Annotated in this window: 8 protein-coding genes; all 8 read right to left on the bottom strand. The window is 64.9% G+C overall.

Going from position 1 to position 8,428, the window contains the following annotated elements; all coding sequences use genetic code 11:
- Positions 1–134: 134 nt before the first annotated feature.
- Positions 135–530: an FKBP-type peptidyl-prolyl cis-trans isomerase gene (locus ACWRN3_RS03780; RefSeq protein ID WP_159631980.1), complete on the bottom strand. Its 396-nt coding sequence runs from the start codon at positions 528–530 to the stop codon at positions 135–137.
- A 64-nt stretch (positions 531–594) separates the two neighbouring features.
- Complete coding sequence (locus ACWRN3_RS03775; protein WP_476739906.1) at positions 595–1,563, bottom strand: FKBP-type peptidyl-prolyl cis-trans isomerase; 969 nt, start codon at positions 1,561–1,563, stop codon at positions 595–597.
- A 115-nt stretch (positions 1,564–1,678) separates the two neighbouring features.
- Positions 1,679–3,043, bottom strand: a complete 1,365-nt coding sequence (gene pafA / locus ACWRN3_RS03770) for a Pup--protein ligase (RefSeq protein WP_324641986.1) — start codon at positions 3,041–3,043, stop codon at positions 1,679–1,681.
- Positions 3,044–3,052: 9 nt separating this feature from the next.
- A complete protein-coding gene (prcA, locus tag ACWRN3_RS03765; protein WP_255172246.1) occupies positions 3,053–3,763 on the bottom strand; it encodes a proteasome subunit alpha in 711 nt (236 codons plus the stop codon).
- A gap of 1 nt (position 3,764) precedes the next feature.
- Positions 3,765–4,586, bottom strand: a complete 822-nt coding sequence (prcB, locus tag ACWRN3_RS03760; protein ID WP_324641983.1) for a proteasome subunit beta — start codon at positions 4,584–4,586, stop codon at positions 3,765–3,767.
- Between the two features lie 79 nt (positions 4,587–4,665).
- Positions 4,666–4,869: a ubiquitin-like protein Pup gene (locus ACWRN3_RS03755; protein ID WP_015937113.1), complete on the bottom strand. Its 204-nt coding sequence runs from the start codon at positions 4,867–4,869 to the stop codon at positions 4,666–4,668.
- Between the two features lie 84 nt (positions 4,870–4,953).
- Positions 4,954–6,573 carry a depupylase/deamidase Dop gene (gene dop, locus ACWRN3_RS03750; RefSeq protein ID WP_476740009.1) on the bottom strand — a complete coding sequence of 540 codons (1,620 nt, stop codon included), beginning with the start codon at positions 6,571–6,573 and terminating at the stop codon, positions 4,954–4,956.
- Positions 6,574–6,623: 50 nt separating this feature from the next.
- On the bottom strand, positions 6,624–8,375 hold the full coding sequence (gene arc / locus ACWRN3_RS03745) for a proteasome ATPase (RefSeq protein ID WP_324641982.1): 1,752 nt from the start codon (positions 8,373–8,375) through the stop codon (positions 6,624–6,626).
- Positions 8,376–8,428: the final 53 nt, after the last annotated feature.

Raw genomic sequence — 8,428 nt, 5'->3', positions numbered from 1 at the left:
CCGCGCCCCCCCCCCCCCCCCCCCCCCCCCCCCCCCCCCCCCCCCCCCCCCCCCCCCCCCCCGCTTCCAGTTGCACTACCTGGGTACTGCGTTGATTTGGGGACGGCGTACCTGAATTGTGTCCCCGGACGTCGTCAGCGGACGGCGACGAGGTCCACGACGAAGATCAGTGCCTCGTTGGGGGCAATGGCTCCGCCGGCACCGCGCGAGCCGTAGGCCAGCTCGGAGGGAATCTCCAGGCGGCGGCGGCCGCCGACCTTCATGCCCAGGAGGCCCTGGTCCCAGCCCTGGATGACCTGGCCGACGCCGACCCGGAAGTCCAGCGGTGCGCCGCGGCCCCAGGAGGCGTCGAATTCTTCGCCTGTGGACCAGGCAACGCCGACGTAGTGGGTGGAGACGGTGTCCCCTGCCTTGGCTTCCTTGCCGTCACCCTCGATGAGGTCCGTGATGACGAGTTCCGTGGGGACGTCGCCTTCCGGGAAGTCGATCTCGGGCTTCTGGCGGTCGAATTCCCGCTGTCCAAACGACATGCTTGCTCCTATTGAGTGAGTGGTGATGGGTGCCGCGAAGAACGCGGCGTCCCTGTAAGTCTTGCTACTTGACCCCGAGGATGTCCACTACGAAGACCAGGTCGCCCTTCGCCTGGCCCTGGCCGGCGTCTCCGTAGGCCAGGTCCTTGGGGATGACCAGCAGGACGCGGGAGCCCACGGTCTTACCCGCGAGGCCCTGGGTCCAGCCCTTGATGACGCCCGAGAGTGGGAAGGTGGCGGGCTGGCCGCGGTCGAAGCTGGAATCGAACTTGGTGCCGTCGGAGAGGTTGACGCCAACGTAGTTCACAGTCAGCGTGTCGGATCCCTTGACGGTGGCGCCCGTGCCCTTGATCAGGTCCTGCGACACGAGTGCCGTGGGGGCGGGCGCACCTGCAACGTTGATTTCAGGTACGCCGTCTTTTTCCGTCACGGTCGGCAGGCCGGCCGGCGGCGTCACAGCGTCGCCCTGCGGCTTGTCCAGGACGGGAGTGGGGTCCGAGGCGGAAAGTAGCTTGATGATCAGCAGCTGCGTGGGTGCGGCTGCGGCACTGGGGCTGGGGCTGGCCCCGTCGGAGGGGCTGGGGCTGGCCGAAGGTCCGCTCTGCTGGCCGGGGACGGCCAGGGCCAGGCTGGATCCTACTTTTGCGCCCACAAAAGCGTTGTAGATGACGGCGCTGCCGGTTTTGAGCTCATCGTTCAGCTCAAGGCTTTCAGGCTCATTGGGGAAGGTATCCTCCAGCTGGGAACCGTCCGTACCGTTCAGGGCCAGGATGGAGATCTTGGCTACCTGGTTTGCCTTGACGGCGTCGCCGCTGCCTTCGGAGACCACTTTGATGGTCGGCTGGGAAACGGCCAGGGGCTTGTCAAAATCCACACCCGGGGCCTTCTTGTCCCCGTTGTCGGTCAGCTTGAGGGAGTCGAACTTTGCAGTCTCCCCGGCGGACTGGCTGCTCGGCTCGGGCTGCGGGGCTGTACCTCCGCAGGCGGTCAGGAGCAGCAGGCCGGGAAGGAGGATTGCTAGTAGTCGGCGCACGTAGTAAAACTTTCGTCGGGGCAGGGTGGAGACGGCTTTCCGCCAGGCGGCGGACAGTGCCGTGGAAGGCCCCCTTAAAAGGGACCTTATCCAGAATAGACCCTGAAGCTGGACGTCAGCCCATAGAGTCCAGCAGCGCATCCACCCGCTCGTCGACGCTGCGGAAGGGGTCCTTGCACAGTATTGTCTGGTGGGCGCGGTCGTTGAGTTTCAGGTGTACCCAGTCCACGGTGTAGTCCCGCCCCAGTTCCTGCGCCCGCCGGACAAAGTCACCGCGCAGTTTGGCGCGGGTGGTCTGTGGCGGCGCGTCCACCGCACCCTTGATAACGGTGTCGTCGACAATCCGGCGCACCGCACCCCGGGACTGCAGGAGATAGAAAAGCCCCCGGCTGCGCGAAATGTCGTGGTAGGTCAGATCAAGCTGGGCGATCCGCGGTGCCTCCAGGCCCAGGCCGTGGCGTTCGCGGTAGTTGTCCATCAGTTTCTTCTTAATGGCCCAGTCGATTTCAGTGTCGATCCCCCGGGTATCGCCGGATTCGATCGCATGGAGCGTCCGTTCCCACAGATCCAGGATCACGGAAACGTGCGGGTTGTGGGCGCCATGCTCCTTGACGAAGGCGGTCACCTTGGTCAGGTACTCCTGCTGGATTTCAAGTGCGGTGAGCTGCCGTCCGTTGGCCAGGCGGACCAGCGCGCGGCCGCTGAGGTCATGGGAGATTTCCCGGATGCTGCGGATGGGGTTTTCCATCCGCATGTCCCGCATGATCACCCCGGCCTCGATCATCCGGAGGACCAGGTCCACGGTGCCGACCTTCATCAGCGCAGTGGCCTCGGACATGTTCGAGTCCCCCACGATGACATGCAGCCGCCGGTAGAACTCGGCGTCGGCATGCGGCTCGTCCCGGGTGTTGATGATGGGCCGGGAACGGGTGGTGGCGGAAGAGACGCCTTCCCAGATGTGGTCGGCCCGCTGGGAAAAGGCATAGGTGGCGCCGTGGGGCGTCTTCAGGATTTTTCCTGCGCCGGCGATGAGTTGCCGGGTGACCAGGAACGGAATCAGGATTTCGGCCAGGCGGGAAAATTCCCCGCGGCGCGGAATCAAGTAGTTCTCATGGCTGCCGTACGAGTTGCCCGCGGAATCGGTGTTGTTCTTGAACAGGTACACGGTGCCGTTGAAGCCTTCAGCGGCAAGGCGCGCCTGGGCCTCGTCCACCAGATCGTCGAGGATGAGTTCGCCGGCACGGTCGTGGGCGATCAGCTGCGCAAGGTCGTCGCACTCCGCCGTGGCGTACTCGGGGTGGGAGCCGACGTCGAGGTACAGCCGGGAACCGTTGGTGAGGAACACATTGGAGGAACGCCCCCAGCTGACCACCTTCCGGAACAGGTACCGCGCCACCTCCTCCGGGGCAAGAGGCCTCGAGTCCGGGCTCGAGTAGGAGATCCCAAACTCGGTTTCGATGCCGAAGATTCTCTTGTCCATGTGGTCCTCCTAGGCCAGCAGTGCTGTGATGTCCGCGTCGTTCAGCCTGCGGAAGGCACGCCGGGTGCCGCGGGAGCTTTCGGAAAGCCGGTCCAGGACGGCCACTTCCAAGGCACCTGGCGGCAACGGCGCCGCGGGCTGCTCGCCCTCCTTGACGGGCGTCAGTCCCTTGAGTGCCAGCCGGACAGCGTCGGCGAAGCCCAGCGAGGCCTGCCATCCTGCGTCGATAGCCGATGACACTTTCTCAGCCTGTCCACCCATGACGACAAAGCTATGCTCGTCGGCGATCGAGCCGTCGAACGTCAGCCGGTAGAGGTGGTCTTCGGCCTGCGAGGAACCTACTTCGGCAACCGCGAGTTCCACTTCGAAGGGCTTCTGCTCGGCGGTGAAGACAGCCCCCAGGCTTTGGGCGTACACACTGGCCAGGCCACGGGCGGTCACGTCCTCGCGGTCGTACGAGTATCCGCGGACGTCGGCGTAGCGGACGCCGGCCTGGCGGAGGCTCTCGAATTCGTTGTACTTGCCGACGGCGGCGAACGCGATTTTGTCGTAGATCTCGCCGATCTTGTGCAGGGACGGCGAAGGGTTCTCGGCTACGAGGGCGATGCCGTCGGCGCAGCTGATGACAACCACTGAGCGGCCGCGAGCGATGCCTTTCCGCGCGAAATCCGCGCGGTCCTTCATCAGTTGTTCGGGTGAGACATAAAACTGCTGGGTCATCTCAGGCCTCCCGTCCGGCGATGGTGCGTGCTTCGATTACGCCGCGCGACGCAGCCGCGAGTTCCGGCTCGGGCACCCGCCGGGCCCCTGTCCTGTCCACCGTGTAGACCACCGGCCACAACTGCCGGACCGTGTCGGGGCCGCCCGTGGCGGAATCGTCGTCGGCAGCGTCATACAGTGATTCGACCGCAACGGAAAGGGCCTGCTCGGCCGTGAGGTTGGGCCGCCAAAGCTTCTTCAGTGCACCGCGCGCGAAGACGGATCCGGAGCCGACGGTGTGGTGTTCGTGTTCCTCGTACCTGCCGCCGGTGACGTCATAGGAAAACAGCCGGCCAACGCCTGCGCTGGTGTCGAAACCGGCGAACAGGGGCACCACTGCAAGGCCCTGCAGGGCCAAGGGAAGGTTGCCCCTGATCATGGCACCCAGCCGGTTGGCCTTGCCTTCAAGGCTGAGCTGGGTTCCTTCTATCTTTTCGTAGTGCTCAAGTTCAACCTGGAAAAGCCGGGTCAGGTCAATTGCTATGCCGGCTGTTCCGGCAATGCCAAGGACAGAGAAGTGGTCAGCCGGGAAGACCTTCTCGATGTGCCTGCTCGCAATGACGTTCCCCATGGTTGCCCGCCGGTCCCCCGCCATCAGGACACCGCCGCCGTAGCTCATGGCAACGATGGTGGTGGCATGGGGAACCTGGACCGGGGCAGCCACCGACGCACCACCCTGGAGGGACCGGCTGAAAGGCAGTAGCTCAGGCCGGTCCCGCTGCAGGTGCTCGGTAAAGGACGAGGTGGCGTTGGCGGCTACCTGGTTGGCGGTTGATTCCTGCACTCATCACTCCTTGAACGTGGTACTTCAACGTCGGTACAGATCCCGGCCGTCCGCGGCTTCCGCCACCCAGCCGTCCGGGTTATTGGCCGCCCTTTTGGACGAATGCCCGGACGAATTCCTCGGCGTTGGATTCCAGGACACCGTCGATCTCGTCGAGAAGGTCGTCCACGCCTTCGGTCGATGCCGAGGCCTGCGCCTCGGGCGGTGCCGGGGGTGCCTCGGGGATGTCTTCGTCGACCTGGCTGTCACGTGACTGAGGCTGCTGCTGCTCCTGGCCTGCCATTGGTTTCCCTCCTTCTTCCGTCGGTGGATCCGGCGGATCCTCCGATATGCCCATCCTGCCACGGGACGGGCGTTCCGGCGCGGTTTACGCCGCAGGCGGAGTGCTGTTGTGTCCCAACAGCTCGCCGAGGAACGGTCCCGCTTCCCGGTAGCGCTCGAACAACGCTCCGGTCAGTGCTTTGGTTCCCCTCAGTGGCTCCCTGGTGGGCACGCGCTGAAGCCTCCCGTAGCCGGGCACGTCGAAGATGACCGAGTCCCAGCTGGCCCCCACAACGTCCTTGCCAAAGCTGCTGATGCACTTTCCCCGGAAGAACGCCCGGGTATCGGCGGGAGGCTCCGCGACGGCAGCGGCAATGGCGGAATCATCAACCACTCGCTGCATCCGGTTCCGGGACAGGAGCCGGTAGTAGAGGCCCTTTTCGGGCCTGATGTCAGCCCACTGGAGGTCAACCAGGCCCAGCCGGGCGTCGCTCCACTCCAGTCCGTCGCGCTGGCGGTAGCCGTCCAACAGGGAGAGTTTGGCCAGCCACTCCACCGAGGTGGCGGCGGCCGCCCTGTCGCTGTCGAGCTGGGTCAGAACCGACGCCCACCGTTCCAGGACCTCATGGGTATGTCCGTCGCCGTCCACGGCGTCACCCACTCCGGTGTCCTGGGCGAGCTTTGCTGCGGCTTCGTGGTACATCCACTGAAGGTCCAGGGCCGTGACGCGCCTGCCGTCCAGCAGGCGAAGCCTGGCGGACAGCGAGGTGTCGTGGCTGACCGTCTTGAGCGCTGCGACGGGCTCGTAAACCTCGATTTTGGGAGCGAGTCCAGCCTCGATGAGGCTGAGGACCAGGGCGGTAGTGCCGAATTTGAGGTAATTGGACACCTGGCTGAGGTTTGCGTCCCCGATGATCACGTGCAGGCGCCGGTATTTGTCGGCTGTGGCGTGGGGCTCGTCCCTGGTGTTGATGATGGGCCTGCGGATGGTGGTTTCCAGGCCCACTTCGGCCTCAAAGAAGTCAGCCCGCTGGCTGATCTGGAAGCCGGGGGTGGAACTGTCCTGGCCTATTCCCAACCGGCCGGCCCCGCACACCACCTGGCGGCTGATGAAGAACGGTGTCAGCCCCCGCACGATGTCTCCGAACGGTACTGACCTGGGCATCAGGTAGTTCTCGTGTGAACCGTACGACACGGATTTGTTGTCCGTGTTGTTTTTGTAAAGGTTGACCGGCGGCAGCGCCGGATCCGCGGCCAGCCGGCGCACGGCGGCGAGACCCACCAGGTCGCCGGCAGCGTCCCAGGCCACGGCGTCACGGGGATTGGTGACCTCCGGGCTCGAGTACTCGGGATGGGCGTGGTCGACATACAGCCGAGCACCATTGCCGAGGACCATGTTCATGAGGAGGGTCCCCGATTCGTCCTGCCCGTCGAGCTCCAGCTCCTCTCGGCCGTACGCCAGGGCCACCGCCTCGGCGTCGAGCACCGGCGGCTGGTCAGTCAGCTGGCTGGGATGGGCGGTACCGCGGTCCACGGTCCAGCCCCGGGCATCGTGCAGCGGCTCCTCATCCGTGTAGTCCCACCGGGTCTCCGCTCCGCCGGCCGCCCGCTGGCGGGTGACCTGGGCGTACGCCTGGACCACGCGGGCGCTCATCATCGTGGCGTTGGCGGAGGGGGCGGACGGAGCGTGGATGCCGTATTCGGTTTCGGCGCCCATGACCCGCATGGCCCCGCCGGCGGGAAGGGCTTCCCCGCCGGCTGTTCCCTGTGAACCCGTCACAGATACTGTCCTGTGGTGGGCATGGTTTCGATGGACTTGCCGGGCTCCTGGCCGGCTTTGCCCTGCACAATGGTCCGGATGTAGGTGATCCGTTCACCCTTCTTACCGGAGATGCGTGCCCAGTCGTCAGGGTTGGTGGTGTTGGGCATGTCTTCGTGCTCACGGAACTCGTCCACCACGGCGCGCAGCAGGTGCTCGATCCGGAGCCCCTTCTGGTGCGAGGTCAGCAGGTCCTTGATGGCGTACTTCTTGGCCCGGTCCACCACGTTCTGCACCACGGCGCCGGAGTTGAAGTCCTTGAAGTACAGCATCTCGGTGTCACCGTTGGCGTAGGTGACCTCCAGGAACTCATTGGACTTATCCGTGGAGTACATGGCTTCCACGGTGCGCTGGACCATGGCGTCCACGGTGGCCTGGACGTCACCGTTGTGTTCGGCGAGATCCGATTCGTGGAACGGCAGGTCCGGCGTGATGTATTTGTTGAAAATATCTGCCGCGGCTTCCGCGTCGGGCCGCTGGATCTTGACCTTCACGTCCAGCCGTCCCGGACGGAGGATGGCGGGGTCGATCATGTCCTCGCGGTTGGAAGCGCCGATGACGATCACGTTGTCCAGGCGTTCCACACCGTCAATCTCACTAAGGAGCTGGGGCACGATGGTGGTTTCGACGTCGGACGAAATGCCGGTGCCGCGGGTGCGGAACAGTGAGTCCATTTCGTCGAAGAACACCACAACAGGGCTGCCATCGGATGCTTTTTCCCGGGCGCGGGAGAAGATCAGGCGGATGTGCCGCTCCGTTTCACCGACGTACTTGTCCAGGAGCTCGGGTCCCTTGATGTTGAGGAAGTAGCTCTTCAGGTCCACGTTCCCGGAGCGCTCCGCGGCGCGGGCAGCGAGGGAGTTGGCAACCGCCTTGGCAATGAGGGTCTTGCCGCAGCCTGGAGGGCCGTACAGGAGGATGCCCTTGGGCGCTTTGAGCCCATGCTCCCGGTAAAGGTCCGGGTGCAGGAACGGCAGTTCCACGGCGTCGCGGATCTGCTCGATCTGGGGGCCTAGGCCACCGATGTCCTCATAGGTGATGTCCGGAACTTCCTCAAGGACCAGGTTCTCCACCTCTGAGCGGGGCACCTTCTCCAGCGCGTACCCCGTCCGCGAATCCACGGACAGGGCATCGCCAACCCGGAGCTTCTCGGACAGGAGGGCACCGGAAAGCCGCACCACGCGTTCTTCGTCCGCGCGGCCCACCACCAGGGCGCGGTCACGCCCCAGCATTTCCTTCAGGGTGGCCAGTTCACCGGCGCGCTCGTAGCCCAGGCCCGCGACGATCAGGAGGGCTTCGTTCAGCAGCACTTCCTGGCCCACGGCAAGCTGGTTGATGTTCACCAGCGGGCTGATGCCCACGCGCATCTTCCGGCCCGCGTTGAAGATGTCCACCGACTCCTCGGTGGCGGCCTGGCCGCTGTTGCCCGGCGCCGGCTGCCGTTTCGGGTTGATCTGGAGGATGGTGCCGAAGCTGTAGGGCGGCTGCCCTTCCTGGTCCAGGGCATTTTTCAGCCGGAGGATCTCAGCCTTCGCGGTTTCAAGCATGCTGACCAGCTTGGAGTTGTTCTGCGTTGCCGCTGCCAACTGGCGGTCGATGTGCCTGAGCTTGTCCCGAAGTATGTTGACCTGGCGGTCAGCAACCGAGAGGTCGTTGGCGGCAGACTGCTCTGCCGGTGTACGTCCGGAGTCCTGGTTTGGTGTCTCCATGATGTATCAGCCCCTTCCTGCGCTTCTCTTAAGACATTAGTCCCAAGAGGGCA

The organism is Pseudarthrobacter sp. rb (assembly GCF_056389225.1).
This window is presented reverse-complemented; position numbering and strand designations above follow the sequence as displayed.